Below are 26,767 nucleotides of genomic sequence, written 5' to 3'. Positions count from 1 at the left end.
GCCATTCTAACAGCCTGGCGCACCAGCCCGCGCCGGGCGCAGCGCTTGTTTAGCCGCACGACGCATCGCTGACCATAAAGGCCGCCACAGTCACAAAGTAGGCCTGCCCAAGCATCATGCGCATCAGTATAATTTTGTTACTAATTTCCAAACCCTTCCCTCCCTTCTCAAGACATCCCTAAAAATGGTCATAGATCCCTTCTCGATCACGGGCTTGCTCGTGCTGGCGATATTCCTGATTGGCATGACGCTGATTGTTTTTGAAGCACAACTGGAGATGGATAAGTTCAAGCCGGCGATGTTCATGATGTCCGGCCTGATCGTTATCGGCGCCCACTACGCGTTTTACGACCCCAACGGCTTTCAGTACTTCCTGCATGCGCAGAGCGAGATCAAGGAAGAGCTGTTTGGCCTGATCGCCTTTATGGCGTTTATGTGGATGGTGGTCGAGCTGCTTAATGAGCGAAACGTCTTCACCGCACTCAATGGCTACCTGATGCGCAAGGGCCTCGGCGCACGCGGTATGTTCTGGGCCACCGGCGCGCTGTCGGCGCTGCTCTCGCCGTTTCTCAACAACATCACCACGGCGATGATCTTCGGCAAAACGGTGAAAAGCATCTCGACCAATCAGCGCTACACGCATATTTCGCTGTGCAACATCGTGGTCGCCTCCAACTCCGGGGTGTGGTTTCTCGGCACCTCGACCAGCCTGATGGTGGTACTGGCCGGCAAGATCAGCATCGCCGGCCTGCTGTTGCTGATCCCCTCGGCGCTGATTGGCTGGCTGCTGTTCGCCGCCACGCTGCATTTCTTCTACCTGCGCAAACTCGATGGGCAGAGCCTGATTGAGGTGGCCGACCAGGCCGAATCCGCGCTCAAACCCGGTGGCGCGGGCCTGGCGATAGTCGGTTTCTTCGCGGTATTTGGCGCGGTGCTGTGCAATATCGTGCTGAAAGTCAGCATTGAGTTCGCCATCGGCATTGGCCTGGGCATCGTCGCCCTGTATGCCTGGCTGCTGATGCGCCGCGGTATCGAGCTGCCCTGGCAGGATCAACTGCAAAAGGTCGAGTGGAACGCCCTGCTGTTCTTTATCGGCATCATCACCTCGGTGGCCTGCCTCAACCACGTCGGCTGGCTGTCGTATATCTCGCGGCTGTTCGAAGTGCTGCACCCCACTGCGGTCAACGTGGTGCTCGGGGTGGCATCCGGGGTAATGGACAACGTGCCCGTGGAAGCGGCGGCGCTGATGTCCAACCCGCAACTGGGGCTCAATCAGTGGGCACTGAATGCGCTGATGGTGGGGATTGGCGGCTCGCTGACGGTGGTCGGCTCAGCCGCAGGGATCATGGCGATGTCGCTGGACAAGACTTACAGCTTCGCCGTGCACCTGAAGTTCCTTCCAGCCATTCTGGTCAACTTCTTCGGCTCGCTGGGTATCTGGTACCTGCAGTTCGAACTGTTTGGCCTGTACTGAAACGCAAGCGCCAGGGCATAGCCTGGCGCTTGTCGATGACCGCGGCTGTGAAAGCGTCGCCACTAGTCTCGTTTAAGGTGCAGTTCGCGCAGCACAGCGATGGAGATCGCCACGGCAAACAACAGCCAGAAGTGTTCGGAAAACAGTGCAATCAGGCTCATATTGCAGCTCCTTTGCTTGAGATCGCCGTTCCTCGGCAGCACCCCGATTCTGCTCGCCGCATAGGCCGCATGCAAGATCATCGACCACAAAGGTTCACAGCAGCGCAGCACAGGCGGACAATGGGTGGACTGTCCATGCCAGCCTGGAGTTCCTGCCATGTCCCCCCCTAAAACGATGTTCGCCCTCACTGGCCGCAGCCATGCGCCCGCCAGCCTGAGCAATGCGACCTTGCTGGTCATTGATGCGCAAGAGGAATACCGCAGCGGCGTGTTGCAATTACCAGGGCTGGATGCCGCGCTGGAAGAAATCGCCAAACTGCTGGCCGCCGCCCGTCACCTGGGCAGCGCCATCGTCCACGTCAAACACCTGGGCATTCCCGACGGCCTGCTCGACCCACGCGGCCCGCGCGGCCTGCACCTGCCGGAAGTGGCGCCGCTGCCTGGCGAGATCATCGTCGAAAAGCGCATGCCCAACGCCTTCAACGGCACCGACCTGCATGAGCGCCTGCAGGCCCTGGGCCACCTGGACCTGATCGTCTGCGGCTTTATGACCCATTCGAGCATCAGCACCACGGTGCGCGCCACCAAAGACTATGGTTACCGCTGCACCGTGGTCGATGCCGCTTGCGCCACCCGCGACCTGCCAACGCTCGACGGTCAGGTGATCAGCGCAGCCGACATGCACCGCGCCGAGATGATCGCCCTGGCCGACAACTTTGCCGCCGTGGTGCCTTGCGCCAGCGCCTTGATCTGATCAACCGCCAGCGCGGCGCAGTTCGCAACTTGCGCAGGGGCTATTGGGCGCAGTTGAACCACGCCAGCCCACACCGGTCATACCGCCGATAGCCACCGAGGAAATTGGCATGAGGAAATCGGAATGAAGCACTCCGATGGTTTTGATGCACGCCGCCTGCGCCCACGCAATGCCAGCAACTGGCGCCTGCGCCTGGGCGCTGGCCTGGCGGCGCTGTTCGCCACATTCGGCGTGCTGCTGACAATGGCCGGCACCGCCACCCTGCTCGGCCAACCCGCTGCACTCGGCCCGTTGAACGAATCACCAGGCGCGGCCGGCGTATTTATCGTTATCGGCCTGCTGTTGCTGTGCTTCGGCGTGATGCTCTGGCGCCGCTGCCGACGCCGCCTGCGCCGCCCCAGCGACCTGAGCATGGCCCCACATCTGATGAAAAAGCGCGACTAGATCCAGGCAAAGCTTGGGTACACTAGCGGCCTTCGCGGAGGCCTCAATGCAAGACGACGATTTTTCTTTATTTAAAGCCGAGTTGCGTGGCGTCAAACCAATCAAGCATGACCGCGCCGACACCGGTAAACCGAAACCTAACCGTGCCCAACTGGCCACCCTGCGCCAGGCCGCCACGGCGCGCGTGGATTCGGTCAAGGTCGATGGATTGTCCGACCAGTTTGTCATCGATGTCGGCGCCGAAGACCCGCTGTACTGGGCCGCCAACGGCGTGCAGGAAGGCCAGATGCGCAAGCTCAAGCTAGGCCAGATCAGCTTTGAAGGCAGCCTCGACCTGCACGGCATGAGCGTGGAAAAAGCCCGTGACACCCTGTGGGAATTTATCGCCGAGGCCAACAAGCTGGAGGTGCGCTGCGTGCGCATCACCCACGGCAAGGCGGTGCGCATGGACGGCCGCAAGCCGATGATCAAAAGCCACGTCAACACCTGGCTGCGCCAGCACCCACAGGTGCTCGGCTTCACCTCCTGCCTGGCCAAACACGGCGGCACCGGCGCGGTGTACGTGATGCTCAAGCGCACCATGATGGATGGCCGCGACGAATAAGCTCATGCCGCTGGCGGGTTGCGCACTTGCCAGCCCGAGCCTCGCGGCCTAACCTGCGCCCTTTAGAAAGACCTACGAGATTGTCCATGTCCCTGGAACAGAACTACACCGCGATCCTTGGCCAACTTGGCGAAGACGTATCCCGCGAAGGCCTGCTCGACACGCCCAAGCGCGCCGCCAAAGCCATGCAGTACCTGTGCAAGGGCTATCAGCAGACCCTCGAAGAAGTCACCAACGGCGCGCTGTTTAGCTCCGACAACAGCGAAATGGTACTGGTGAAGAACATCGAGCTGTATTCGCTGTGTGAACATCACCTGCTGCCCTTTATCGGCAAAGCCCATGTCGCCTATATCCCCAATGGCAAGGTGCTCGGCCTGTCGAAGGTCGCGCGCATCGTCGATATGTACGCGCGCCGCCTGCAAATCCAGGAAAACCTCAGCCGGCAGATCGCCGAAGCCATCCAGCAGGTCACCGGTGCCCTCGGTGTGGCGGTGGTGATCGAAGCGCAGCATATGTGCATGATGATGCGCGGCGTGGAGAAGCAGAATTCCTCCATGGTCACCTCGGTGATGCTCGGCGAGTTCCGCGAAAACGCCGCCACACGCAGTGAGTTCCTCAGCTTGGTCAATAACTGAGCAAGCCTGTGCGACACCCAAAACCGGCCTAGCGCCGGTTTTTTTGCGCCTGCAGGCGATCAAGTCAGGCGGCGACAATCCGCCAAAAGCCTCGGTAAAACCGCCCAAACATGGCGAGATCACGCCACCCGAAACAGGCAAAACGCCCATCCCTCTGCGGCAGCACGCCGCAGCTTGGGGCTGGTGTGCTGCGGGCATGCTTCTTGCGATAAGCCTGACAACGGCAGTCGCCCCACGCCTTGCAACGCTTGCGCAGTGCTTCGCCAGCTGCGCCCTGAGCCATTGCCGTTACGCACACGACGCCCTGTACACCTGCCCTGTGCCTGTCGCCCGCCGACGGGCATGCAGGCTATTGCCACACGCCTGATCCCGTGTCGCCCAGGTCGTCATTTTGACTTCACCGATAAGATGGTTGGTTTAATGAAAAAACTCCTGTTGACCCTCCTGTGCCTGAGCGTGATCGGCTGCGCCAAGCACCCTGAGCCAGAAAAAACCGTGGACGTCCTTCTGGTTGGCGGCGGCATCATGAGTGCCAGCCTGGGCACCTACCTCAATGAGCTGGAGCCGGGCTGGAGCATCGATATCTACGAGCGTCTCGACCGCGTCGCCGATGAAAGCTCCAACGCCTGGAACAACGCCGGCACCGGCCACTCGGCCTTCTGCGAGCTGAACTACACCCCCGAGCTGGCCGATGGCAGCATCGATATCAGCAAGGCGGTGGCGATCAACGAATCCTTCGAGATTTCCAAACAGTTCTGGGCCTATCAGGTTGAGCGCAAGGTGCTGAACAATCCGCCTTCGTTTATCAACAACGTGCCGCACATGAGCTTTGTTTGGGGCGATGACAACGTCGAGTTCCTCAAGAAGCGCCATGCCGCCCTGCAGGCCAGCTCGCTGTTTCGCGGCATGGAGTATTCCGAAGACCCGCAGCAGATCGAGCAGTGGGTACCGCTGGTGATGCAAGGCCGCGAGCCTGGGCAGAAGCTTGCCGCTACCCGCGTATCGATTGGCACCGACGTCAACTTTGGCGAGATCACCCGTCAGCTGTTCGACTCGCTGAGCCAGCAGGACAACGTCAGCCTCAACCTGCAGCATGAAGTGCGCGGTATCGAGCGCAATGCCGACAACACCTGGAACGTACGGGTGGCCGACCTGAGCAACGGCGGCGCCGAGAAAACCATCAACGCCAAGTTTGTGTTTATCGGCGCCGGCGGCGCCGCGTTGAAACTGCTGCAGATGTCCGGCATCAGCGAGGCCGAAGGCTATGCGGGCTTCCCGGTTGGCGGCTCGTTCCTGGCCACCAGCAACCCGGAAATCGTCGCCCAGCATCAGGCCAAGGTGTACGGCAAAGCCTCGGTCGGCTCGCCGCCGATGTCCGTGCCGCACCTGGACACTCGGGTGATCGAGGGCAAAAAGGTGTTGCTGTTCGGACCGTTCGCCACCTTCTCCACCAAGTTCCTGAAAAATGGCTCGCTGCTCGACACCTTTAGCGCCCTGACCACCGACAACATCCTGCCGATGACCCACGCTGGCATCGATAACTTCTCGCTCAGCACCTACCTGATGGGCCAGTTGATGCTCAGCCAGGAAGACCGCATGGATTCGTTGCGCGAGTACTTCCCCAATGCCCAGTCAGAAGATTGGGAACTGATCCAGGCGGGTCAGCGCGTGCAGATCATCAAGAAAGACGCTGAACACGGCGGCATCCTGCAGTTCGGCACCGAAGTGGTCAGCGCCGCCGATGGCAGCCTCGCCGCCCTGCTCGGCGCCTCGCCGGGTGCTTCGACGGCCGCACCGATCATGCTTTCGGTACTGGAGAAAACCTTCAAGGACAAGCTGCAAAGCCCTGAGTGGCAAACCAAGCTGAAAGAAATCATCCCGTCCTACGGCCAAAAGCTGAACGACGACCTGGCGCTGACCAATCAGACCCGCGCCTGGAGCAGCGAACGCCTGCAACTGGAGTTCGTTGAAGTGCCACCGCTGGCCCTCACCCCAGAGGTCAGCCAGGCGCAGTAAGCCGCCTGCTGCGCAATGCAGATTGCCAGAAGCACTTTTTACCGTCGCCTCGCGCGACACAGCCTGCAGCCATGGATGGCACGCAATAAAAAATCGGCCACAAGCCGGTCAATGCACGCCCCACACACCCTGCCAAAGCTAGCCTTTCGCAGGGTGTTTTTATTCAGGGCCGTAACCCTGCAACCAGCAACAGCAATCGATATCGGTCAGCGCAGACGCAGCGTTCATCTGCACGCCGCATCTTCGATACCAATCGCGGGTTCATAAACCAAGCAAAACCATTATCAACTGGCACTGCTGGCCAGCAGGCAATTGCAGCTGAGGCATGTAGAGGCACGGGGCATCTCCATGCGGAACAATTTGCGCCCACAGCTCTAGTCACTCGAAGCAGCTACCCAATAGCTAGATTAAGCTGGGAGGTATTGGCGGAAAATTATCCATATAACGCCAGTCTCTCTGGATGCAACTCATGGCCTGTCATTTATCTGCGCAACGCGACGTGCATGGTTTGCACCCTGTAACAGGCCACAACCAGCCGGAGGCAATCAGTGGCAAATGCCATTTCATCTGTCTACCTAGCACTATGCGACGCCATAGGCTGGGCGATCTGCTCCAGCGCACAGCCACTGCCCAGGCATTCACTGCCCACCGCCAATCGCAATCCGCTGGCAGCCGCCACAGTGCTAAAGCGCTGCCAATACGCCACTAGCAACCTGCGCCGGGTCAGTAGCTTGGTGGGTCTAAACCTTGTGCTGATGCATGGCATGGCGTCAGCACAGACAATTGAATTGTCGGCTGCCGACTTCTTGGCACCGCAAGTACCCGCAGTGGAGGCATTGTTGCGTAAGGCCGGCTTTGAGCCGGCAATAACGCTCGTGCCAGCTGCGCGCTCGCTGCTTATGCTGCAGCGCGGTGAGGTCGATGCCGAGTTCTTTCGTCAGCCTGGCGCAGTAGCGTCCTTTCGTGAGCAGGTACATCTGGTCGGACCGCTCAGTTGCTCAACAAATTACGCCTTCGTGCACAGGGACAGCCGCTGGGTAATTAACACTGCAGAGGACTTGCGTGATTTACGTGTCGGCATACTGAATGGCAACCAGCTGGCCACAGACCTGTTGGATAAGCAGGGCATACAACACGACAAGCTCATCAGTCGCGAAAATATGTTCCTGATGCTGGAGCGTGGTCGCCTGGACATCGTCATAGAGCCCGAACGCAGCGGATTGACCTCACTGCAGCAGAAAGGGCTGAGTAAGACCCTGGAGCGTCGTGGGCCTGCGCTCACCAACCTGCCGAACTATCTGGTTCTGCGCAAACACGTGGAGCAGTGGGGACCGCGCCTGGACCGCGCAGCAGCTCAGGCATTACGCAGCGGGCAATGGCATCAATGGATCGAAGAGATAAATGAACAACTGGGCATTCCCAAACATGTCGGCCTGGGCTGCCTACCAAAGCCCGATGCAGAACTGCCCGACAAACGACCTACTGCCCCTTGAACGGCACCCGCGGTTTGCTGCGTAACGGGTCGAGCAGGCCCGACAGGCCGTTGTGATCGATCTCCTGCATCAGCGCCAGCAAGCGGCCGATTTCGCCCTGTGGAAAACCTTCGCGGGCAAACCAGTTGAGGTAGTTACCCGGCAGATCGGCGAGCAGACGGCCTTTGTGTTTGCCGAAAGGCATCTCGCGGGTTACCAGCAACAGCAGGTCTTCGGGTTTCATCGCAGGCTCGGCAGGGTTCGGCAATCGAGCACGGATTATGCCGTTGGGCGCAGAGCCAGACCAGCGCCGACGCCAAGGCGGAAAAACTCGGGTAAGCTGCGCGCCCCTGTTTATCGACCCAAGGTTTGCCCCGCATGATTATCAAGGCACTGCGCATCGGCCTCGGCCAGTTGATCATCTTCCTCGATTGGATCAGCCGTCCGGCCAAGCTCAAACGCACCCCAGAAGCTCAGGCTGCGGTCGAGCAAAGCGCCGCGGGCCTCGCGCTGTACCAGTTCCACGCCTGCCCGTTCTGCGTAAAAACCCGCCGCGCCCTGCACAAGCTGAATGTGCCGGTGGCCCTGCGCGACGCGAAGAACGACGCTCAGGCACGCAGCGAGTTGGAACAGCAAGGCGGCAAGATCAAGGTGCCGTGCCTGCGCATCGAAGAAAACGGCCAGAGCACCTGGCTGTACGAGTCCAAGGCGATCATTGCCTATCTCGACGAGCGCTTCGCCGCAGTCTGAACAAACAACCGGGGTCGCTAAGCGGCCCCGGTTGTTTCAGCGTTATGGCTGATCACTCAGGCCAACGTATTCAGTTAGCCAGCACCCGCACCTTACCCACCATACCGGCCTGGTAGTGGCCGGGAATCAAGCAGGCAAAGTCGAACTCACCTGCGCGGTTGAAGGTCCAGATAAGCTCCTCGCGCTGCCCTGGGGCGACATGGGCCATATCCGGCGAATCGTGTTGCATGCTCGCGGATGTCGCCATCATCGCAGCATGCTGCTGCAACTCAGCCTGAGTGCCGAGCACGAACTCGTGCATGACCTGCCCCTCGTTGCGATGAACAAAGCGGATGGTTTCGCCCTGCTTAACTTCAAGCTGGTCGGGGCTGAAACGCATCTGATCGTTCATGCTGATTTCGATGGTCCGGCTGACTTGCTCCGGCTCGCCGGCGATGCCCCAGGCTTTCTGCTGTTTGGCCGGCGCTGACGCGTGGTGCGTGCCGTGATGTTCGCCAGCGGCCAGCGCAGCACTGGCGCCCAGCAACAGGCCCAGGCTCAACAGCAAGGCAACGGAATTTGAAGATGCACTCATGGTTAGGTTCTCGAATTCGAAACTGAATAAACGCTGCGGGCCAGACGCAGCAGAGCTGCTGACCGCACACAGCAACACACTGTTCAGACAAGAACTAACCGCGGGGGACGTTCGAGGGGTTCGCCGATAAAGCCCACAAACTGGTCAAGGCGCGCCAGGGATGGCTCACCGGCTTGCAACGGTGCATCGCAGCCCTTCACTGAATTCAGGGTTACCGCACCCACACAGAACGCACAAAGGCTACACAGGCTTTTATCCAAATCCGCTAGCACATTGCTGGCGTTATCGCCGGCGTGATGCCCGCCGTGTGCAGATTGCTCAGCAGCCTGAGCCGTGACCATCATGCCTGGATGATGCGCCGTCATCTGTGCATCAACCTGCGCCGTCGCGCTGCCCTGCTGGGTTAGCGCGCATAACTGCATGCTGAGGGCGACCATGCCCTGCGCCGGGAGGGCGAGCATCAGCATGCAGATCAGGGCAGTACGCAGTGAGCGCATGGTAGCGGAGGTGGTCTTGAGCAATGGCATGGAGGCGGATTATCCGCCCAATAACGGCTTTGTCCACACCCGAGCATGGGCAAAAGCCCCCGCAGCTGGCTATGATCGGAGCCCATGACCAACACCCCACCCTTGCGCCAACCCTGCCCACCCGGCGCCTGCGATTGCGGGCGCGAGCAGCTGTTGCAGCAAGCAAACAGCGATGTGCGCATCCTGTTGCTCACCCGCAACGAGGAAAAGCGCCTGCTGGAGCGCCTGGAAAACCTTGAAAGCCTGGCCGACCTGGAAAAGCTGCAGCGGCGCATCTATGAGCAGCTCGGCGTGCGCGTCAAGGTTGCCCCGGGCTTCAACGAAGTACGTAGCATGCGCGGCATCGCGGTTCAGATCGATGAATTGCCGGGGCTGTGTCGCAAAACCCGCCAGGCCATCCCCACCGCCATTCGCCGCGGCCTGGAGAAACGCCCGCAGATCGCCTACGACCTGCTTAACGCACACGACCTGTTTCGGGATATTTAAGGAGCTGGGTGAGTTGGTCGTGAGCGGCAGAAAATCGCTAGAAGCGGGCAGTCCTTATGTGCCGATAACCGCGCGGTTGACAGTCCGGTAAAAATCAGCAGAATCGCCGCCCCTTTTCCACGGATGGAAGTCCCTCGTGCAACGGATTGTGATTTTGGGCAATGCTGGCAGCGGCAAGTCCACCCTGGCGCGGGCCTTGAGCAAACGCCTCAGCTTGCCCGTCGTGCACCTGGATACACTGTTCTGGGAGCCTGGCTGGGTCGAGCCCGACGCGGCGCAGTTCCGCGGAAGGGTCCGCGATGCGCTCACAACGGATGCCTGGATCTGCGAAGGCAACTACGCCCGCCGCACTTTCGACCTGCGCCTGCCCAACGCCGACCTGATCATCTGGCTGGATACGCCGCGACTGACCTGCCTGACGCGCGTTATCGTGCGTAGCGTCTTAAACCGACCTCGCCCCGACCTTCCGGCTGGCTGTAGAGAGCAACTCGACCGGGCATTTCTGGACTTTCTTAAATTCGTCTGGCAGTTCGACCATGGCTACCGCCAAGGTATCGAGGCAGTACGCATGGCCATAGGCCCGGCGGTGCCAACAGTGCATTTACGAGGCCGTAGACAGATTGCCGCCTTCCTTGATCGGTTGCCCGCAACACCTGCAACCAGGCCCTGTTCGATCAACTGACGACCCGAATAAAGGGATTATTACTCGTGGCAAAACACTTTATTCGCCCGCTCGCACTGTGCATTTTTCATCATCAGGGGAAAATACTGGTCAACCAATTCCACGATGCCGTGGAAAACATGACGCTCTTTCGCCCCATTGGTGGCGGCATTGAATTCGGCGAAAGAAGCCACGACGCCATCGTCCGCGAAGTGCAAGAAGAACTGGGCCGTTCGATCAGCGATATTCGCTTGATTGGCACTTTGGAAAGCATCTTCACCTACGCAGGCAAGCCGGGGCACGAGATTGTCCAAGTCTACGATGCCAGGTTTGACGACGCAGAGGTCTATGAACAACCTTGGCTAGACGGCCACGAAAGCGATGGCGCGCCGTTCAGAGCCGCGTGGCACTCCAGCGCCAGCTTCACCCCGGCATCACCGCTAGTACCCGAGGGGCTTTACGACCTGCTCAAGCGAGCATTGCTGCTTTGACGGCGCAAAGGTAGGCCGGGGCTGGCCGTATGCCAATTAAGGCGATGTTGGCATAGGACGCAATTTTCAAACTCAAGGATCAGGCAGATGGCATTCCTGGTAGAGAAAGCGCCCATTACTAAAGCCCTGATGGAGGCTGACTTGAAAGATGCTTGTGACCCCAACCTGCTTGCGACAAAAGCATGCCCTGTGGTTGTGCGGATGATTGACGGCATGGAGTACCTGCTGGTGTTCAAACATCCACTATCGGGTTACCAACTGGTGAAGGGCACCATTGAATTGGCTGAGCGGCCTGCCCATGCAGCCGTGCGCGAGCTTGCTGAAGAATCGGGCATTTGTAATGCCCAGGCAGTAAGGGATCTAGGCAGTTGGAATGCCGGGTACGAGCAACAGATTTGGTCGTTTCAGCTTTGTGAGGTCGCAGAGTCGCTACCCCAGCAGTGGCGCTTCGACACACATGATGATGGCGGACATGTCTTTGAGTTCTTCTGGCATCCGTTGAGTGCTGGTTTTCCCACGCCTTGTCACACGCTGTTTCAGGCAGCCTGGGCACAGATCAGAAATCGGCTTTACGCCACGGACGCGGACACACATAGCCCTTACAGGTGCTAACAGCAGCTCATCGATCCTCCCAAAAGCTGACCTGATTCACACCGAATACACCCGCAACCTGCTGCACGATGCGAAGCACGTGCTACTTAGGCTGCTTCAAGCGTGGACAATTAGGGCAAAGCTCCACCCCTGGCAGCACGTAGCGAATGCAGCACAAACGACGCTGGCGCCAGGGCCGTACCTGGCCGTCAGCGTGCTCGATATCGATATAGCTGATTGGCGCATACAGCGGGTTGCGCGAGCCATCCGGACGTTGCGCAGCGCTCAGTAGGCGCGGGCCATCGAGCAATAGCTCAGGTTGCTCGCTGCGTTTTTGCAGTTGCCCTAGCCAGGCCTCGAAGTAGTTGCCGGCATTGCTCCAAAGCACCTTCGCCGATACACCGGTATGGGCGCAGAGCGCCTGGACAAAGGGCTGCAAATTGTCATCGAGCAGGTGAGCAAAACGCTCGAAGGGATTCTGCGGCGCCGGCAGCGGCTCGCACGGCCCTGGCAGCTTGAACACCAGCGGCAAGCCTTCACCATCGACGATGATCGCCAGCTGTTCGAGCTGCAGCGGCATGCGTTGGTTCAGCAGCAGCGCCGCACTGATCACCGGCGGAAACAGGCGCATAAAGTACTGATTGGCCCAGATCGACGCCAAGCCGCGCTGGTCGGCCGTCGCGAATTGCGGACGGAAGCGCGCCATCAATTCACTCAACATCTGCGGCTGAAGAAACTCGGCGCCATTGATGGCCTCGCGCGAATCATCCGCCGCCACAAAAACATTGCGATAACGCGCCAGATCGCCACTGAACAGCGTGGCCAGCTCGGACAGCATCTCTCCTTCCACGGAGGTATCCGTTGATGCCGCTAGAGCTGCGGTTGCAGGCAAATTCGGCGCCTCAGCAGCAGCGTTCTTCTTGGGAAAATCCTTGGCGTGCAATGCCGTCATCCGTCACAAAAAGCCAATACTAACGCTAACGATTAGCGTTTGCGAAATACTGATTCATTACTTAAGATGCAGCCCGCGCCCAATCTAGAGCGGTTATGCACATGGATGATGTAGGACACTCGAAAGCAGCCGTGCATCTGGCGATGCTGATCAACCTGCTTTCCATCGGCAGCCTGATGATGGTGATGCCCCTGGGTCCGGATCTGGTTCGTCACCTCGGCATGCAGGCCAGTCATGTCGGCTATATCAGTGGCGGTGCCACGCTCGCCTCTGCCCTGAGCATGGCTTTGGCGGCGCCCTGGCTGGATCGCCTGCAGCGCAAACAGGCGCTGGTGATCCTTCTGACCCTGCGCTTCGCCCTGCTGATGGCCTGCGCCCTGACCAGCAGCGCCGAGCAGCTGATTCTCCTGTTTGTACTCTCCGGCCTGGTTGCCGGGCCCATGGGCGCGCTGCTGATGGCAAGCATGCTCGACATCATTCCGCCGGCCGAACGCGGGCGAAAACTCGCTTATATCGGCATGGGCTTTTCTCTGGCAGCCATTGTGGTGGTGCCCCTGGCTCTGGAACTGGCGTTGCGCTGGAGTTGGCAAGCGCCCTTTATCGTTTTCGGCGGCCTGGGCCTGGCGCTGGCGTTGTTGTGTCACCTGCTGCTGCACATCCAGGTCAGCGCTTCGCGGCCCAGCGGCTCGGTATTACCGCTGTTGAAATCGCCGCTGTGCCTGGGCGCACTGGCGATCACCGCGCTGCAGATATTCGGTCACTTTCTGCTGGTGCCGCATTTCTCCAACTACTTCCAGTTCAACCTGAATTTTCCACGCGAGCAGATCGGCCTGCTGTTTCTCTGCGGCGGCCTGGCCAGCCTGGCCGCCATGCGCCTTGGCGGTATCTGGATCGACCGGGGCCAGGCATTGACGGTGATTCTGCTCAGCAGCTTCGGCCTGGCACTGACCACGCTACTGGGTTTCGCCACGCCGATTGGCCTGTCGATCTACCTGGTCTTCGTGCTGTTTATGGCCGCCAGCGCGGTGCGCACCAACAGCAGCATGACCATTGCCGCAGCGATCCCGCCTCCGCACCAACGCGCCGCCTTTATGGCGTTTCAGGGCACCGTCAGCAATATCGCCGCCGGGCTCGGTAGCCTGTTTTCGGCGCTCTACCTAAGCACTGGCGCAGATAACCAGCTTCAAGGCTTCAACCAGTTGAGCGGCTTTTACGTGGTCGTCGGAATACTCACGGGGGTGGGTATGTGGTTGCTCCAACGCGGTATCCGGCGACGCGACGCCGCCAGCCACACCGCAGGCATAACAACACAGGCGGGCTGAAACCGCCGATCACCAGTGATCAGCTGTAACGCGTCAACACTTACTCAAAATGGAACCTGTCATGTCTTTTGTCAGAAACATCAATCGCCGTCGCGCCATCTCGGTGGGCGTACTGGGTGGTCTGCTGCCTTTCGCGGTACTGGCCGACAACAGCGTCACCCTGGAAGACAGCATCGTCACGGCCTCGCAAACGGCCCACAGCCAGTTGAGCGTGCCCGCCAGCGCCTCGGTCATCACCCGCGCTGAACTGGAGAAGATGCCGGTCTATGACCTGGCCGATGCGGTAAAGCGCCTGCCTGGCGTGCACATCAATACCTCCTCGGCCTATGGCCGCAAGGAGATCAAGATTCGCGGCATGGACTCGGACTACACCCTGCTGCTGGTCAACGGCCGCCGCATCAACTCGCGTGACGCCCTGACCTCCAACTACGCCAACGACTTCGACCTGTCCTCGATCCCCATGGCAGCGGTTGAGCGTATCGAAGTGATTCGTGGCCCGATGTCTTCGCTGTATGGCGCCGATGCCCTGGGCGGGGTGGTCAACGTAATCCTGCGTCAGCCAACCAACAGCACCAAAGCCGGCGTGGCCGCCAGCTATGAAAGCCCCCGCAAGGGCGATGAAGGTGACAGCCTGAAGACCAGCGGCTACCTCAGTGGCGCGCTGATTGAGGACAGCGTGCTTGGCAATCTGATTGTCGAGTCCACCGACCAGGAAGCCTGGCAGACCGACCAACTCACCTTGAAGGGCACCGATGCTGCGGAAAAACGCCGCGGCAACAACATTTTGGGCTCTCTCAGCTGGCTGATCGACGAACAGCAAAGTATCGACCTGGATATCAGTCACCGCGAAGAAGCACGCAAAGCGCGCTGGAACAACTACGGTGCGTTGATTACCAATGTCCAAGACATGGATCGCACCACGTTCGGCCTGGCACACAACGGCAACTGGGACAGCTTCAACTCCCGCGTGCGCTACTACTACGAAAAGGTCGAGCTGACCGACGACTCGCAGATCATGACCGCGCTACGCAAACGCATCGGTGAGGTGGAGCAGAATAACCACACCGTAGACGGCCAGATATCGACCACCTTGGGCAGCCATCTGCTGACCGCTGGTAGCGAGCTGCGTCGTACCACCCTGGAGCATAACCAGAACCTCGGTAAGGAAACCGAAGTCGACCAGAAAGCCATCTACCTGCAGGACGAGTTTTCCCTCGGCGACCTCGATATCACCCTTGGCGCACGCTGGGATGACCATGAGGTATTCGGCGGCGCATTCAGCCCGCGCCTCTACGGCATCTACAACCTAACCGACAACTGGGTGCTCAAGGGCGGTGTCGGCAAGGCCTTCAAGGCACCGGATATTACCCAGTCCGACGAGAGTTACAGCGTGTTGGCCTGCCGAGGCATGTGCCAGATTGTAGGTAACCCAGACCTGAAGCCGGAAACCTCGGTCAGCTATGAGCTGGGCACCCTGTATCAGAACGAGCGCCTGCAAGCCGGCATCATGTTCTTCAACAACGAGATTGAAGACATGATCGTCAGTGACAGCTGGCGAGCTGGTTACCGCCCTGCAGTGATGACCTACACCAACGTCAGCAAAGCGCGCATCCAAGGCTACGAATTACAGGGCCGCTACGCCTTTACCGACGCCTTGGCCGCACGCGCTAATTACACTTACTCGGACGCCGAAGATCGCGACACCGGCAAACCGCTGAACTACAGCCCGCAACACATCGCCAATATCGGCTTCGACTGGCAGGCATTGCCAAAACTGGGCCTGAATCTGGACTACCAGTACACCGGCAGTCAGATGCTGGTCGTACCAGCCAAATCCGCCAGCTTCGAATCGGGGGCCTACTCCACCCTCAGCCTGGGCAGCAATTTCCAGGCAACCAAAGAACTCACACTCAAAGCCGGTCTGAACAATCTGACCAACACCAAGCGTGATGACGTCGCTCAATCCATCGATCACATCCTGATGGGCCGCACCGTCTACGTAGGCTTCAGCTACGACCTGTAACACCCGTACCCCGGCGACACCTGTCGCCGGGGTTACCCGAATTCTGCCCAGTAGAACCATGAGCCAACTAACCCGCACGCTTCACATCCAGCAACGCCACGTCTTGCTCGCCGGCAGCCTGTTGCTGCTTGGTCTGCTGGCGCTATCCCTGGCCACCGGTGCCGGGCAATACGGCGCGGCGGATGTGCTCGGTTTTCTGCTGGGCAACCCCAGCAGCCTGGCCGATGACAAACTGGCCATGGTGGTTAACAGCCTGCGCCTGCCACGCACTCTCGCTGCACTGCTGGTCGGCGCAAGCCTGGCGTTGGCCGCCACCCTGCTGCAAAGCGCAACGCGCAACCCGCTGGCCGAACCCGGCCTGCTCGGGGTCAATGCCGGCGCGGTGCTCGGCCTGGTAATCGGACTGATCTACTTTGGCGTCGAGTCTACCCAGGGCTATTTGCTTTGGGCCGGTGCCGGAGCGCTGCTGGGCAACTTGCTGGTGCTCGGCATCGGCGTAATGCTTGGCCAGGCCAGCCCGCTCAAGCTGATCCTCGCCGGCATGGCGCTGGCCGCGGTATTTGGCGGCATCGCCAACTTTCTACTGCTCTCCACCCGGGTGGCGCTGGAGCAGTTTCGCTACTGGAACCTCGGCTCACTTTCGGCTTCCGAGCTGTCTGCCGTGATCACAGTCAGCCCGCTGGCGCTGCTCGGCTTGGTGCTCGCGGCCCTGCTCTGCCGGCAACTGACGCTGATGCAGATGGGTGACAGCCAGGCCCGCGCCCTGGGCATCTCGACCACTTGGGTGCGCGTTGGCGTATTGCTCGCCGCCACCCTGCTGACCGCCTGCGCCATCGCCCTGGCCGGGCCGATTGGCTTTGTCGGCTTTCTGGCTGCCTACTGCGCCCGCCTGCTGGAGCCGGTGGGGCTGCTGCGCCAGCTGTTGTTTTCCAGCCTGTTCGGCATGCTGTTTCTGCTCGCCGCCGACATCCTCGCGCGCTGGTTGGTGCAACCCTTTGAACTGCCGGTCGGCACCCTGCTCGCTGCGCTCGGCGCGCCGGCCTTGATCGCCATCGTCCTGCGCGGCGGCTTCCGTTCGCTATTGGCGGTGAAATAAGCATGCCCAGCCATCAACCCTCCGGGCTCTGGCATCTGCGTCTGGGTCAACTGAACCTGTTGCTGCATCGGCGCACCTGGCTGCTCAGCTTACTGGTGCTTACGGTGCTATTGGTGCTGGTGATCGTGGCCATCAGCCTCGGCTCCGGGCGCATGGGCGTACTCGATGTGCTGGCCACGCTGAGCGGCCAGGGCAGCAAGCTCAACGACATCATGGTGTTCAAGATCCGCATGCCGCGGGTCGCCGCCGTGGTGGTCGCCGGGCTAGCCATGGGCATGGCCGGCTGCCTGATCCAGACCCTGGTGCGCAACCGCCTGGCCACCCCGGATATGGTCGGGGTTAACGAAGGCGCATCGCTGGCAGTGATCGGTTTTGCTCTTTATTTGACTGTTGGCAGTTGGCCCTGGTGGGCCTCGCCACTGGGTGCGGCGTTGGCAGCGGTGGCGCTGTTCGTACTGTGCCGCCGACCGGGCGAACAGGGTTATCTGTTTATTGTGATTGGTATCGCCCTGTCGGAGCTGCTCGGCGCCATCGGTGATTTTATGATGGCCACTCAACCGTTGGTGCACCTGGGCAGCATCTACCTATGGACCATGGGCCATTTCGCCGGAGCCAGCTACCAGACGGTCACACCGATTGCGTTGATCCTTCTGGCACTCTGCCCGCTGCTGGCATGGCTTAACCGCCCGCTGGCGCTGCTGCGCTTCGGCGAGGCGACGGCGCAGAACCTCGGCATCAAGGTCGCGGCGCTGCAACTGGCAGTGCTTGGCGTGGCGATTCTGGTGGCGGCGCTGGGCACCGCCATCGGCGGCCCGGTGATATTTATCGCAATGGCCGCGCCGATCATCGCCTCCTGGCTGGCCCGTGATCACCTCGCACCGATCTGGCTAGCAGCGTTATGTGGCGCGGTGCTGCTGGTGGGCAGCGACACCCTGGCACGCCTGTTGGCGCAGCCCGAAGAAATTCCCACCGGGATCATGACCCGCCTGCTTGGCGGCGTTCTGCTGCTGATTCTGTTGCTCAAAGACCGCAAAGGCTCTGATTAATGACGCTGTTGTCCACGCCAATACCCCCGACCCGACCTGCACAGTTGCGCGCGCACAACCTGAGCTTTGCCTACCAGGCCAAGAGCGTGCTGCAGGACGTCTCATTCGAGCTGCCCAAGGGCAAGCTGATCGGCATTGTCGGGCCCAACGGCAGCGGCAAATCTACCCTGCTCAAGCTGCTGGCGCGGCAACTGCCATTGCAGGGCGGCCAAGTCGAACTCAACGGCATACCGCTGCAACGCTACGCAATGAAAGCCCTGGCCCGCGAGCTGGCCTTTCTGCCGCAGCGCCCAGTGATGGCCGAAGGCATTCGCGTCGAGCAGTTGGTGCAATACGGCCGTCACCCGCACCAGGGCTGGTTCAACCAGTGGAGCGCGGAAGATGCCCGTCAGGTCGCACGTGCCCGCGATGCCATGCAGCTGCAGGATATCTGGCAACAGGTGGCTTCATCGCTGTCCGGCGGCCAGGCACAGCGTGCCTGGTTGGGCATGATTCTGGCGCAGAACACCGACCTGGTGCTGCTTGATGAGCCCACCAGTGCCCTGGATATCGGCCACCAGGCCGAGGTTATGGAAGCGGTGCTGAATATCGTCGGCGAGGGCCGCACCGTGCTGATCGTGATTCACGACCTGGGCGTGGCCGCGCGTTATTGCGATGAAATCATCGCCCTCGACAACGGCCGCATCGCCGCCATGGGCCCGGCCCGTGAGGTGATCAACAAGACCCTGGTCGACCAGCTCTACCACACCGACGTGGACATCCTCGCGGCGCCCGATGACGGCGCCCCGGTGGTGGTGCCACGCCGGCGCAAGCCCGCCCACTCTCAACAGGACTAATCCGATGACTACTCTATTGCGCTGGAGCCTGCCCCTGCTGCTCGCCAGCCAGCTGTTAAGCGCGGCCGCCATGGCCGACACCCGCCAAATCGAAGATGCCTTCGGCAACCAGGTTACTGTGCCGAGCGCGCCGAAACGGGTGATCACCTTGAGTGAACTGGATCTGGATGCGGCGCTGGCCCTGGGCATCACTCCGGTCGGCACGATTAACGGCCGTGGCCAGGCCGCGCCGCCGCGTTACCTCGACAGCCAAGCGGTGGCCGGGATCAAGGTGGTCGGCGATATCGACAACCCCAACCTGGAAACCCTGCTGGAACTGGAACCCGACCTGATCCTCACCGGCCCGGTAAAACCCGAACAACTGGCGATCCTCAATGAAATCGCCCCCACAGTGATCACCTTCGCCTGGGCCAAGCCCTGGCAGGAAAGCCTGCAACGCACCGCCAACGCGCTCAACCAAAGCACTGCCGCCGAAGCGCTGCTGGCACGCTACAACGCCCGTGCGACTGAGGCCCGCGAACGCCTAAAAGCGCATCAGGGTGAGACCTTCAGCATCGTGCGCTGGAACCCCAAAGGCCCGTCCTACATGTTCAAGGATGCCTTCGCCAGCAGCGTGATCAGCGACGTCGGCCTGGTTCGCCCGAGCTACCAGCAGGACCCCGGCCACACCCACTCCATGGCCCTGAGCCTGGAGTCGCTGCAACTGCTGGATGCCGACTGGCTGGTAATCGGCACCCTGAGCACCAGCGGTGAAGCCGTGGAAGCCCTGCAACAGGCCGAACAGACCCCAGCGTTCAAGCAACTGTCGGCAATCCAGGGCAAACGCTTTGGCGCAGTCGATGGCTCACTGTGGACTTCGCTCGGCGGCCCGCAGGCCGCCTTGCAGGTGATTGCCGATATCGAACAGCTGCTCGGCAAGGCCGACGCGCAGCCGATCAAGAACTGAATTCGTAGCCCGGATGCAATCCGGGGAATCGCGACTTCCCGGATTACATCCGGGCTACGTACAACTTATTCCGGGGCTGGCAGGCGCTTGCGATCCAGCTTGCCACTGGCGGTTTTCGGCAGGCTATCGAGCAGCAGAATGCGCGCCGGAATCATGTAGTGCGGCAGCCGTTGCTGCAGCGCGCGGCGAATGCTCATACGGCCCAGACCAGCGCCCTCGCGCAGCTCCACGTACGCCACCAGACAGGCCTCATCGCCGCTGCCATGCAAGCGCACCGCCGCGTCCTGCACGCCGTCGGTACACCGTAGACAGACTTCGATCTCGCCCAGCTCGATGCGAAAGCCACGTAGCTTGATCTGCTCGTCGCGCCGCCCCAGATAACGGTAGGCATCCTCGCCGACCCGCTGCACGCGGTCACCAGTGCGATACAGCTGGCGGCCTTGCCAGCTAATAAAACTCTGTGCAGTCAGATCCGCCCGCGCCCAATAACCACTGGCCAACGACGGCCCTTCGATACATAGCTCGCCCTCGCCGCCAATGGCCAAGGCTTCACCCGCCTCATCCAGCACCCAGTGACGGTAGCCATCGAGGGACTGACGCAGCAATACGCCCTGCTCGCCGAGCGGCAATTGCACCTGCGCCATCAGCGACCAGACCGTGGCCTCGGTGGGGCCGTAGCAATTCCATAGCTGGCCGACCAGCGGGGCCAGGCGCTCGGCCAGGGGCGCATCCAGTGCCTCGCCGCCGCATAGTGCAGTCATCCCGGCGCGGCCCGGCCAGCCGGCCTTGAGCAGCATGCGCCAGAACGCCGGGGTGGCTTGCAGGGTGTTGATTTCGGGATGCTCGGCCAAGAGCCTGAGCAGCGCGTCCGGGTCCTTGTGCGCCGGGTTACCGACCACTTCCAGCGCGCCACCGGCCCATAGCGGGCCAAGCATTTCCAACAGGGAAATATCGAAGGCCGGAGTGGTGATAAACAACCAACGGGTGGCGCTAATCAGCTCCAGCCTGCGGCTGGCAGCACTGAGGAAATTGGCCAGTGCGCGGCGGCCGATCACCACCCCCTTGGGCCGCCCGGTGGAGCCCGAGGTAAACATCATATAAGCCGGCAATTGCTCATCCAGCGCCGGCCAACTCAGCTCCCCTCCTTCACCGTCTCGCAGGTGCAGGCTCGGCATGACAAAGCGGCCTTCGCCCCCGGCATCCTGCAACACCAGCGCCAGTTCGGCGTCGTCGGCAATGCCCTGCAAGCGTTCAAGGGGGAACTCCGGGTCCAGCGGCACGAAGCACAAACCGTTATGCAGACAGGCCAGCGTCGCCGCCAGCAGGTCGGCCGAGCGCTGCAGGTACAGACCGACCCGTGCGCCAGGCGGCACGCCCCGTGCTGTCAGTTGCGCAGCAATCACCGCCGTGCGCGCGGCCAGCCGCGCATAGCTGTAACTGTCGCCAGCCCAGCCCAGCGCTGGCGCGCCGGCATGCTCGGCGAACACCTGCGCCAGGTGCGTGCCCAGCAGTGGCACGCCGAGGTTCTGTTGCATCACTGTCATGGCTGCACCGCCACGGCCAGCTCGGCCAGTTCACTCAGGTGCTGACGCAGACGCTGAAGCAACTGCTCGCTGAGATCGCCGCGCAGGCAGCCGATCTGCCGCAGGGTCAGGCGGCCATCAAAAATCCCGCCGTGCAGGCTGATCAGCTCCGCCGAACGGTTGTCCGCCGCACTGGGCCGACCCGGTGCGATGGGTAACGGCTGCCAGTCGCCCTGGCCACTGCGCGCACTGCCCAGGTAATTCAATGCCACGGGCGGCAGCGGTAAAGAGTTGGGTTCCTGCAGGCTGGCGCGCAACGGCATATAACCGACGCCGTTATCCGGTACCTGGCGCAGCTGTTCGGCGCACTGCGCAATCAGCTGCGCCCAGTCCGCCTGATCATCCAGCACCAGCGGGTACATGCTGGTAAACCAGCCCAGGGTGCGGCTGACATCCAGGCTTGGGTCAATCGCCTCACGACCATGGCCTTCCAGCAGAATCCACTGGCGCTGACCGAGGCCCATCTCGCGCAGAGCCCGGGTCAAGGCAGCCAGCAACAGACTGCGCACCTCACAGGCAAATACCTGGGTGGCGTGCTGGCTAAGTTGCTGAGTTAGCGCCGGTTCCAGCTCAAGTAGATGCACCTGGGTCGGCTCGACGCTGATCCAGTCGTCCGCGATTCGGTAATCCATCGCCGCCATGCGCTCGCGCCAGAAGCGCAGCTGCGCGCCGGCTTGCAGCACATAGGCGAGCAAGCCCTGGCCCCACTGGCGATAGCTGCTGGTCTTGGCCGGCAGCGCTTCGCCACGGTGCAGCCGCGCCAGGTCATCGGCGAGGATGCGCCAGGACACCGCATCGACCACCAGGTGGTGGCAGGCGATAAACAGCCCGCGTCCCTGCGGCAGGTTTTCCACCAGCGCCCAACTGAGGCTGCGCCCCAGCATCGGCTCGAAGTGGCTTTGCAGCTCGGTCAGCGCCGCTTGCAAACCGGCTTCGCCCAGTTCGGCGTAATCGAGGATTGCTGGCGCTGCCAGCGGCAGATTCTCCAGGTAACGCTGACGGCTCGGCGTCACCGCCAGGCGCAGGGCATCGTGATGCTGCAACAGCTGCTGCAGATAACCGCGCAACTGCGTCACCGCAACGCCCGCAGGCAGGCGCAGCAATACCCCCTGGTTCCAGTGCTGCGGGGTGGCCAGGGGCTGCTCGAAGAACCAGCACTGAATCGGCTGCAAGGGGAACTCACCGGTGAGCACGCCCTGTTCGGCCTGCACCGCGACCGCTTCGCGCTTGCGGCCCAGCACCCGGCACAGGCGGCGCACGGTCTTGGCCTCGAACACTTCCTTGACCGAGCAGGGATAGCCGGCATCGCGCAGGCGTGTGGTCAGCTGGATACTCAGAATCGAATCGCCGCCCAACTGGAAGAAGTCGCTCTGCACACCGAGCGGCTGATTCAGCACGGCCTGCCAGATGGCGAGGATCTCGGCCTCGAGCGGGTTGGCCGGCGGCGTATGCTCACCGCCAGCCGCCAGGTCGATCTTCGGCAACTGGCGCAGGTCGAGCTTGCCATTCGGCGTCAGCGGCATCTGTTCGAGCAGCACCAGGCTGCTCGGCACCATATATTCCGGCAGGCGCTGCGCCACGTCATGCAGCACCGCCTCGACCGCAGGCTGCGCCTCACCGGGTTTGAGTGCCGCATAGGCAACCAGGGCCTGGCGCTGGCCATCGCGCAGCACCAGCACCTTGACCTGTTGCAGCGCCGGACAGCTGAGGCTCAGCTGGGTTTCAATCTCCCCCGGTTCGATGCGGTAACCGCGCAGTTTGATCTGTTCATCCAGCCGGCCCAGGTATTCATACTCACCACTGCCCAGCAGCCGCGCGCGGTCGCCGCTGTGGTACAGGCGCAGGGTCACGCCAGCCACGCAGTGTTCGCGGAACACCGCTGCCGTGCGCTGTGGCTGGTTCAAATAGCCGCGCGCCAGACCGAGGCCGGCCAGGCACAGTTCACCCGGCACGCCGATCGGGCAGAGGTTGCCCAGCTCGTCGAGAATCAGCGCCTGCATACCGTCGATGGGCGTACCGATGGTCAGACTGCTACCGGACTGCAGGTGCTTACACAGCGCGGTCACCGTGGCCTCGGTCGGCCCGTACATATTGATCAGACGCACGCGCCCGGCCCAGCGCTCGATCAACCCGGTCGGACAGGCCTCACCGCCGAAGCCGATGGCCTGCAAAGCCGGCAACTCACGCTCGGGCAGGGTCGCGAGCAAGGCCGTGGGGCAGATCATATGGCTGCTGGCGCTGCGTTCGAGCTGCTCCAGCAGACCCTCGTCCGGGTCGCCCCAGACCAGGCTCGCACCGTGGGTCAGCGGCAGCAGCGCACACATATTGCCGGCGTCGAAGGACAGCGACATGCAGTTGAACATGCGTGCCTCGCAGCCCAGTTGCAGGCTCTGGGCGTGGTCCTGCAGCAGGTTGACCAGGCTGCCCTGTTCGACCATCACGCCCTTGGGCAAGCCGCTAGAGCCGGAGGTGTAGATCACCTGGGCGAGCTGCTGCGGATCGTGGCCGAGCGCCGGGGTGGTCGGTGGCATGCCGTCCAGCTGCGCCTGCAGACTGGCATCCTGCAGATCGACCCAGCGCACGCCAGCATCCAATGCGAATGGCGGTTGGCCCTGGCCGACGATCAGCTCAATGCCGGCATCGCCGAGGATGTGTTGCAAGCGTTCGCGCGGGTAGGCCGGGTCCAGCGGCACGTAGGCGGCGTTGATTTTCCAGATGGCCATGACCGCCACCGCGAAGGCATTCTCGCGGCGCGCCAGTATGCCCAGCAGCGTACCTGGGCCGCAGCCCTGGCTGAGCAGCCAATGCGCCAGGCGGTTGGCTCGCGCATCCAGCTCGGCATAGCTTATCGCCTGCTCACCAATACCCAGCGCCGGGCGCTGCGGATGCAGCCGCGCCATGTCCTCGAACAAGCCCAGTGCCGTGCGCCGATTGGGATATTCGCGAGGCAACGCGGCCAGACGCGCGGCGGTTTGCTGCACCAGTGGCTGATCGAGCAGCGGCAGCGCCCAGATATCCATCTCGGGCTGTTCGACCACCGCTTCCAGTAGCAACAGCAGGCGCTCGGCATAACGCTCGACCGTGGCGTGCTCGAACAGCGCCGTGGCGTACAGCCAGTCAACCCGCACAGAGTCCATCAATTCGGTGACCTTGACCGAGATATCGGTCTTGGCCGGCAGCACCGGCGAGGTTTCCTCGACCGCCTGGCAACCGGGAATCAGGTCGTTGAAATCGACCCGCGCCTGGTATACCAGCATGATCTGAAAAATCGGGTTGATCGCCGTGTGGCGATCCATGCCAAGCGCCTCGCTAAGTGCCTCGAAGCGGTACAACTGGTGGTCGAAGGCCTCCAGATCATCCTTGCGACAGGCCTGCAGGTAATCGCTAAAACTCTGCCGCTCGGGCAGCTGGGTGCGCAGCACCAAGGTGTTGACGAAAAAGCCCACCAGCCCTTCGATATCCGGGCGTTCGCGGTAGGCCAGCGGCGTGCCGATAACAATGTCGCGCTCACCACTGTGGCGCGCCAGCAGCAGCGCGAACAGCGCATGCAGGCCAATAAAGGGCGAAGTGTTGTGGCGCTGGCAGAGCTGCTTGAAACGCGCCCACAGCGCGTTGTCGATGGTCGAGAAGACCAGCTCGCCGCCACTGGCCTGATGCGCCGGACGCGGCTTGTCCAGCGGCAGGCTGTGCACATCGGCAATGCCGCGCAGGCGCTCGACCCAGAACGGTTTGAACTGCTCGTGGTAGTCACGAAACAGCGGCGAATTGAACCAGCTGGCGTAGTCGATGTAGTTCAGCGCCGGCGCTTGCCAGCTCAATGGCTGGCGATTCTGGAAGGCCAGAAACGCGGCTTTGAGGTCGGCAAACATGTTCTTCACCGACCAGCCGTCGGAGATGATGTGGTGCTGGGTGATCAGCAGCACGTGCTCACGCGCGCCGAGGCGCAGCAGGTGCACGCGGGTCAGCTCGCCCGTGGTGAGATCGAAGGGCCGGTTGATCTCCTCGCGCACCCGTTGCGCCACCTGCGCTTCACGGGCTGGTAACTCGAGTGCGGACAAATCCTCAACGTCCAGTTGCAGCGGCCGCTGCGGCAAAATCTGCTGTTCGCCACGGCCCTGGGCATTACGCACAAAGCGCGTACGCAGGCTGGCGTGGCGCTGCGCCAGCGCATCGAAGGCAAACGCCAGCGCCGGCACATCCAGCTCGCCGGTCAGGCGGAAATACACCGGCATGTTGTACAGGTGCGAGCTTTCCTCGTACTGCTCGATAAACCACAAACCGCTCTGCGATGACGATAGCGGGCCACTTTCGGCATGCTGCGCCTGGATCGGCGCGGCAAAGGCGTTGGCGGCGGCCAAGCAGGTGACGATGGCGTCGCGGTTAGCGCGAATCTGCTGGCCCAACTCTGGGGTGATGGCGTCCTTGCTCGACTGGGAAACCAGCTGGCCCTGGGCATTCAGACTCAGCTGCACGCCCTGGCGGGCCAGCTGGTTCAGCAGGCCGATGATATTAGTGTCCATTAACTACCTCTTAGTCGGTCAGGCTTGCGCCGCCGTCAACCACGATGTCTTGCAGGGTGATGTGGCTGGCCAGGTTTGATGCCAGGAACAGCACGACGCTGGCGACCTCTTCCGGGGTGGCGATCTTCTGCAGCGGGATGCCCAGCTTGAACTGCTCGGGAAAGCCGGCGATGGTGCGCGCCGGCGCGTCACTGCTGTGCCACATGCCGCGCTGCATCGGTGTGTCAGTGGAGCCCGGCGACACCAGGTTGCAGCGCACACCATGGGTCGCCAGCTCCAGGCCGGCGGTGCGGATCAGGCTGCTCAGCGCCGCCTTGGACGCGCTGTAGGCAGCCATCTGCATGCGCGGCACATGCGCCGCGTTACTGCTCACCGCCACCACTGCGCCACGCCGCCAGGCCTTGAAGCGTGGCATCAGCTGACGCAGCAGGTAGAACGGCCCGGAGACATTCACCCGCAGGCAGGTATCCCAGTCCTCCAGCGCCAGCTCCTCAATAGGCGCCAGACGCAGCACGCCGGCGACACTGGCCAGCACATCGATCACCCCGTGGGCACCCAGCAGCTCAAAGCAGGCCTGCTGCACCGCCTGGGCATCGCCGATATCCAGCACATAGCGGGTAAAGCCGTAATCCTGCTCGGGGAAGCTCAAATCGAAGCCGATCACCTGCCCGCCCAACTGGGCAAACCCCTCCGCCACGCTGCGGCCAATGCCCTGGCCGGCACCGGTGACCCAGATGGTCTGACCGCTGAAATCCATTTGTCTGTTCATCTACATGCTCCTTAGAGCCTGTTCACGATCTCGC

General features: G+C 61.7%; 25 protein-coding genes. 18 read left to right on the top strand and 7 right to left on the bottom strand.

Annotated features, from left to right (window positions below; translation table 11 throughout):
• The first annotated feature begins 244 nt into the window (after positions 1-244).
• From nhaD to P3C18_RS09345, 7 genes are all read left to right on the top strand, one after another.
• Positions 245-1,474 (top strand): sodium:proton antiporter NhaD, encoded by a 1,230-nt coding sequence (gene nhaD / locus P3C18_RS09375; RefSeq protein ID WP_275961529.1) that lies wholly within the window; start codon positions 245-247, stop codon positions 1,472-1,474.
• Positions 1,475-1,792: 318 nt separating this feature from the next.
• Positions 1,793-2,389 (top strand): cysteine hydrolase family protein, encoded by a 597-nt coding sequence (locus P3C18_RS09370; protein WP_275961528.1) that lies wholly within the window; start codon positions 1,793-1,795, stop codon positions 2,387-2,389.
• A gap of 123 nt (positions 2,390-2,512) precedes the next feature.
• Entirely contained in the window at positions 2,513-2,833 is a 321-nt protein-coding gene (locus P3C18_RS09365) for a hypothetical protein (RefSeq protein WP_275961527.1), read from the top strand.
• Positions 2,834-2,879: 46 nt separating this feature from the next.
• The gene (locus P3C18_RS09360) at positions 2,880-3,437 is read left to right on the top strand and encodes a Smr/MutS family protein (protein ID WP_275961526.1); all 558 of its coding nucleotides are present in this window, start codon (positions 2,880-2,882) and stop codon (positions 3,435-3,437) included.
• Positions 3,438-3,523: 86 nt separating this feature from the next.
• Complete coding sequence (gene folE / locus P3C18_RS09355; RefSeq protein WP_160014565.1) at positions 3,524-4,072, top strand: GTP cyclohydrolase I FolE; 549 nt, start codon at positions 3,524-3,526, stop codon at positions 4,070-4,072.
• Between the two features lie 420 nt (positions 4,073-4,492).
• Complete coding sequence (gene mqo, locus P3C18_RS09350) at positions 4,493-6,088, top strand: malate dehydrogenase (quinone) (protein ID WP_275961525.1); 1,596 nt, start codon at positions 4,493-4,495, stop codon at positions 6,086-6,088.
• A 548-nt stretch (positions 6,089-6,636) separates the two neighbouring features.
• Positions 6,637-7,581, top strand: a complete 945-nt coding sequence (locus P3C18_RS09345) for an ABC transporter substrate-binding protein (RefSeq protein ID WP_275961524.1) — start codon at positions 6,637-6,639, stop codon at positions 7,579-7,581.
• On the opposite strand, the gene P3C18_RS09340 is transcribed toward P3C18_RS09345, so the two are convergent.
• Positions 7,568-7,804: a DUF3820 family protein gene (locus P3C18_RS09340; RefSeq protein WP_275961523.1), complete on the bottom strand. Its 237-nt coding sequence runs from the start codon at positions 7,802-7,804 to the stop codon at positions 7,568-7,570. The two genes, P3C18_RS09345 and P3C18_RS09340, sit on opposite strands and share 14 nt — an antisense overlap.
• A gap of 134 nt (positions 7,805-7,938) precedes the next feature.
• On the opposite strand from P3C18_RS09340, the gene P3C18_RS09335 reads away from it, so the two are divergent.
• The gene (locus tag P3C18_RS09335) at positions 7,939-8,310 is read left to right on the top strand and encodes a glutathione S-transferase N-terminal domain-containing protein (RefSeq protein WP_275961522.1); all 372 of its coding nucleotides are present in this window, start codon (positions 7,939-7,941) and stop codon (positions 8,308-8,310) included.
• Between the two features lie 70 nt (positions 8,311-8,380).
• Here P3C18_RS09335 and P3C18_RS09330 read toward each other — a convergent pair whose 3' ends face one another.
• Positions 8,381-8,884 (bottom strand): cupredoxin family protein, encoded by a 504-nt coding sequence (locus tag P3C18_RS09330; RefSeq protein ID WP_275961521.1) that lies wholly within the window; start codon positions 8,882-8,884, stop codon positions 8,381-8,383.
• Positions 8,885-8,967: 83 nt separating this feature from the next.
• Entirely contained in the window at positions 8,968-9,351 is a 384-nt protein-coding gene (locus P3C18_RS09325; protein WP_275961520.1) for a hypothetical protein, read from the bottom strand.
• A gap of 144 nt (positions 9,352-9,495) precedes the next feature.
• On the opposite strand from P3C18_RS09325, the gene P3C18_RS09320 reads away from it, so the two are divergent.
• The 4 genes from P3C18_RS09320 (at position 9,496) to P3C18_RS09305 (ending at position 11,661) form a co-directional block, all read left to right on the top strand.
• Positions 9,496-9,897: a hypothetical protein gene (locus P3C18_RS09320; protein WP_275961519.1), complete on the top strand. Its 402-nt coding sequence runs from the start codon at positions 9,496-9,498 to the stop codon at positions 9,895-9,897.
• A 136-nt stretch (positions 9,898-10,033) separates the two neighbouring features.
• Positions 10,034-10,579: an AAA family ATPase gene (locus P3C18_RS09315; protein WP_275961518.1), complete on the top strand. Its 546-nt coding sequence runs from the start codon at positions 10,034-10,036 to the stop codon at positions 10,577-10,579.
• A gap of 26 nt (positions 10,580-10,605) precedes the next feature.
• On the top strand, positions 10,606-11,049 hold the full coding sequence (locus tag P3C18_RS09310; protein WP_275961517.1) for an NUDIX hydrolase: 444 nt from the start codon (positions 10,606-10,608) through the stop codon (positions 11,047-11,049).
• Between the two features lie 87 nt (positions 11,050-11,136).
• Positions 11,137-11,661: an NUDIX domain-containing protein gene (locus tag P3C18_RS09305; protein WP_275961516.1), complete on the top strand. Its 525-nt coding sequence runs from the start codon at positions 11,137-11,139 to the stop codon at positions 11,659-11,661.
• Positions 11,662-11,743: 82 nt separating this feature from the next.
• On the opposite strand, the gene fhuF is transcribed toward P3C18_RS09305, so the two are convergent.
• Entirely contained in the window at positions 11,744-12,490 is a 747-nt protein-coding gene (gene fhuF / locus P3C18_RS09300; protein ID WP_275961515.1) for a siderophore-iron reductase FhuF, read from the bottom strand.
• A gap of 203 nt (positions 12,491-12,693) precedes the next feature.
• Here fhuF and P3C18_RS09295 point away from each other — a divergent pair, with 203 nt between their 5' ends.
• From P3C18_RS09295 to P3C18_RS09270, 6 genes are all read left to right on the top strand, one after another.
• Positions 12,694-13,914 carry an MFS transporter gene (locus tag P3C18_RS09295; protein WP_275961514.1) on the top strand — a complete coding sequence of 407 codons (1,221 nt, stop codon included), beginning with the start codon at positions 12,694-12,696 and terminating at the stop codon, positions 13,912-13,914.
• Positions 13,915-13,975: 61 nt separating this feature from the next.
• Positions 13,976-15,937 carry a TonB-dependent receptor gene (locus P3C18_RS09290; protein WP_275961513.1) on the top strand — a complete coding sequence of 654 codons (1,962 nt, stop codon included), beginning with the start codon at positions 13,976-13,978 and terminating at the stop codon, positions 15,935-15,937.
• Positions 15,938-15,995: 58 nt separating this feature from the next.
• Positions 15,996-17,033: an iron ABC transporter permease gene (locus P3C18_RS09285; protein WP_275961512.1), complete on the top strand. Its 1,038-nt coding sequence runs from the start codon at positions 15,996-15,998 to the stop codon at positions 17,031-17,033.
• A gap of 2 nt (positions 17,034-17,035) precedes the next feature.
• Positions 17,036-18,079, top strand: coding sequence for an iron ABC transporter permease (locus tag P3C18_RS09280; protein ID WP_275961511.1), 1,044 nt, complete (start codon positions 17,036-17,038; stop codon positions 18,077-18,079).
• Positions 18,079-18,915: an ABC transporter ATP-binding protein gene (locus P3C18_RS09275; protein ID WP_275961510.1), complete on the top strand. Its 837-nt coding sequence runs from the start codon at positions 18,079-18,081 to the stop codon at positions 18,913-18,915. The genes P3C18_RS09280 and P3C18_RS09275 overlap by 1 nt, the downstream gene beginning before the upstream one ends.
• A 4-nt stretch (positions 18,916-18,919) precedes the next feature.
• Positions 18,920-19,861, top strand: coding sequence for an iron-siderophore ABC transporter substrate-binding protein (locus tag P3C18_RS09270; protein WP_275961509.1), 942 nt, complete (start codon positions 18,920-18,922; stop codon positions 19,859-19,861).
• A 65-nt stretch (positions 19,862-19,926) separates the two neighbouring features.
• Here P3C18_RS09270 and P3C18_RS09265 read toward each other — a convergent pair whose 3' ends face one another.
• Genes P3C18_RS09265 through dhbA form a run of 3 tightly spaced genes read right to left on the bottom strand, consistent with a single transcriptional unit; the run spans position 19,927 to position 26,733 of the window.
• Entirely contained in the window at positions 19,927-21,405 is a 1,479-nt protein-coding gene (locus P3C18_RS09265) for an amino acid adenylation domain-containing protein (protein ID WP_275961508.1), read from the bottom strand.
• Positions 21,402-25,964: a non-ribosomal peptide synthetase gene (locus P3C18_RS09260; RefSeq protein WP_275961507.1), complete on the bottom strand. Its 4,563-nt coding sequence runs from the start codon at positions 25,962-25,964 to the stop codon at positions 21,402-21,404. Before P3C18_RS09260 ends, P3C18_RS09265 begins: the two co-directional genes overlap by 4 nt.
• 10 nt (positions 25,965-25,974) lie before the next feature.
• Positions 25,975-26,733 (bottom strand): 2,3-dihydro-2,3-dihydroxybenzoate dehydrogenase, encoded by a 759-nt coding sequence (dhbA, locus tag P3C18_RS09255; RefSeq protein WP_346015627.1) that lies wholly within the window; start codon positions 26,731-26,733, stop codon positions 25,975-25,977.
• Positions 26,734-26,767 lie beyond the last annotated feature (34 nt).

Origin of the sequence: Pseudomonas sp. 1928-m (assembly GCF_029269135.1) — a bacterium.
In the GTDB taxonomy this organism is placed as follows: domain Bacteria; phylum Pseudomonadota; class Gammaproteobacteria; order Pseudomonadales; family Pseudomonadaceae; genus Aquipseudomonas.
Note: the sequence above shows the minus strand (reverse complement) of the source record. Positions and strands in the feature narration are given on the sequence as shown.

What these genes read in the sequence shown, in the direction of transcription:
- nhaD (WP_275961529.1), top strand. Translation starts at nt 245, where the DNA reads ATGACGCTGATTGTTTTTGAAGCACAACTGGAGATGGATAAGTTCAAG.
- P3C18_RS09370 (WP_275961528.1), top strand. Translation starts at nt 1,793, where the DNA reads ATGTCCCCCCCTAAAACGATGTTCGCCCTCACTGGCCGCAGCCATGCG.
- P3C18_RS09365 (WP_275961527.1), top strand. Translation starts at nt 2,513, where the DNA reads ATGAAGCACTCCGATGGTTTTGATGCACGCCGCCTGCGCCCACGCAAT.
- P3C18_RS09360 (WP_275961526.1), top strand. Translation starts at nt 2,880, where the DNA reads ATGCAAGACGACGATTTTTCTTTATTTAAAGCCGAGTTGCGTGGCGTC.
- folE (WP_160014565.1), top strand. Translation starts at nt 3,524, where the DNA reads ATGTCCCTGGAACAGAACTACACCGCGATCCTTGGCCAACTTGGCGAA.
- mqo (WP_275961525.1), top strand. Translation starts at nt 4,493, where the DNA reads ATGAAAAAACTCCTGTTGACCCTCCTGTGCCTGAGCGTGATCGGCTGC.
- P3C18_RS09340 (WP_275961523.1), bottom strand. Translation starts at nt 7,804, where the DNA reads ATGAAACCCGAAGACCTGCTGTTGCTGGTAACCCGCGAGATGCCTTTC.
- P3C18_RS09335 (WP_275961522.1), top strand. Translation starts at nt 7,939, where the DNA reads ATGATTATCAAGGCACTGCGCATCGGCCTCGGCCAGTTGATCATCTTC.
- P3C18_RS09330 (WP_275961521.1), bottom strand. Translation starts at nt 8,884, where the DNA reads ATGAGTGCATCTTCAAATTCCGTTGCCTTGCTGTTGAGCCTGGGCCTG.
- P3C18_RS09325 (WP_275961520.1), bottom strand. Translation starts at nt 9,351, where the DNA reads ATGCTGATGCTCGCCCTCCCGGCGCAGGGCATGGTCGCCCTCAGCATG.
- P3C18_RS09320 (WP_275961519.1), top strand. Translation starts at nt 9,496, where the DNA reads ATGACCAACACCCCACCCTTGCGCCAACCCTGCCCACCCGGCGCCTGC.
- P3C18_RS09305 (WP_275961516.1), top strand. Translation starts at nt 11,137, where the DNA reads ATGGCATTCCTGGTAGAGAAAGCGCCCATTACTAAAGCCCTGATGGAG.
- P3C18_RS09295 (WP_275961514.1), top strand. Translation starts at nt 12,694, where the DNA reads ATGGATGATGTAGGACACTCGAAAGCAGCCGTGCATCTGGCGATGCTG.
- P3C18_RS09290 (WP_275961513.1), top strand. Translation starts at nt 13,976, where the DNA reads ATGTCTTTTGTCAGAAACATCAATCGCCGTCGCGCCATCTCGGTGGGC.
- P3C18_RS09285 (WP_275961512.1), top strand. Translation starts at nt 15,996, where the DNA reads ATGAGCCAACTAACCCGCACGCTTCACATCCAGCAACGCCACGTCTTG.
- P3C18_RS09280 (WP_275961511.1), top strand. Translation starts at nt 17,036, where the DNA reads ATGCCCAGCCATCAACCCTCCGGGCTCTGGCATCTGCGTCTGGGTCAA.
- P3C18_RS09275 (WP_275961510.1), top strand. Translation starts at nt 18,079, where the DNA reads ATGACGCTGTTGTCCACGCCAATACCCCCGACCCGACCTGCACAGTTG.
- P3C18_RS09270 (WP_275961509.1), top strand. Translation starts at nt 18,920, where the DNA reads ATGACTACTCTATTGCGCTGGAGCCTGCCCCTGCTGCTCGCCAGCCAG.
- P3C18_RS09265 (WP_275961508.1), bottom strand. Translation starts at nt 21,405, where the DNA reads ATGACAGTGATGCAACAGAACCTCGGCGTGCCACTGCTGGGCACGCAC.
- P3C18_RS09260 (WP_275961507.1), bottom strand. Translation starts at nt 25,964, where the DNA reads ATGGACACTAATATCATCGGCCTGCTGAACCAGCTGGCCCGCCAGGGC.
- dhbA (WP_346015627.1), bottom strand. Translation starts at nt 26,733, where the DNA reads ATGAACAGACAAATGGATTTCAGCGGTCAGACCATCTGGGTCACCGGT.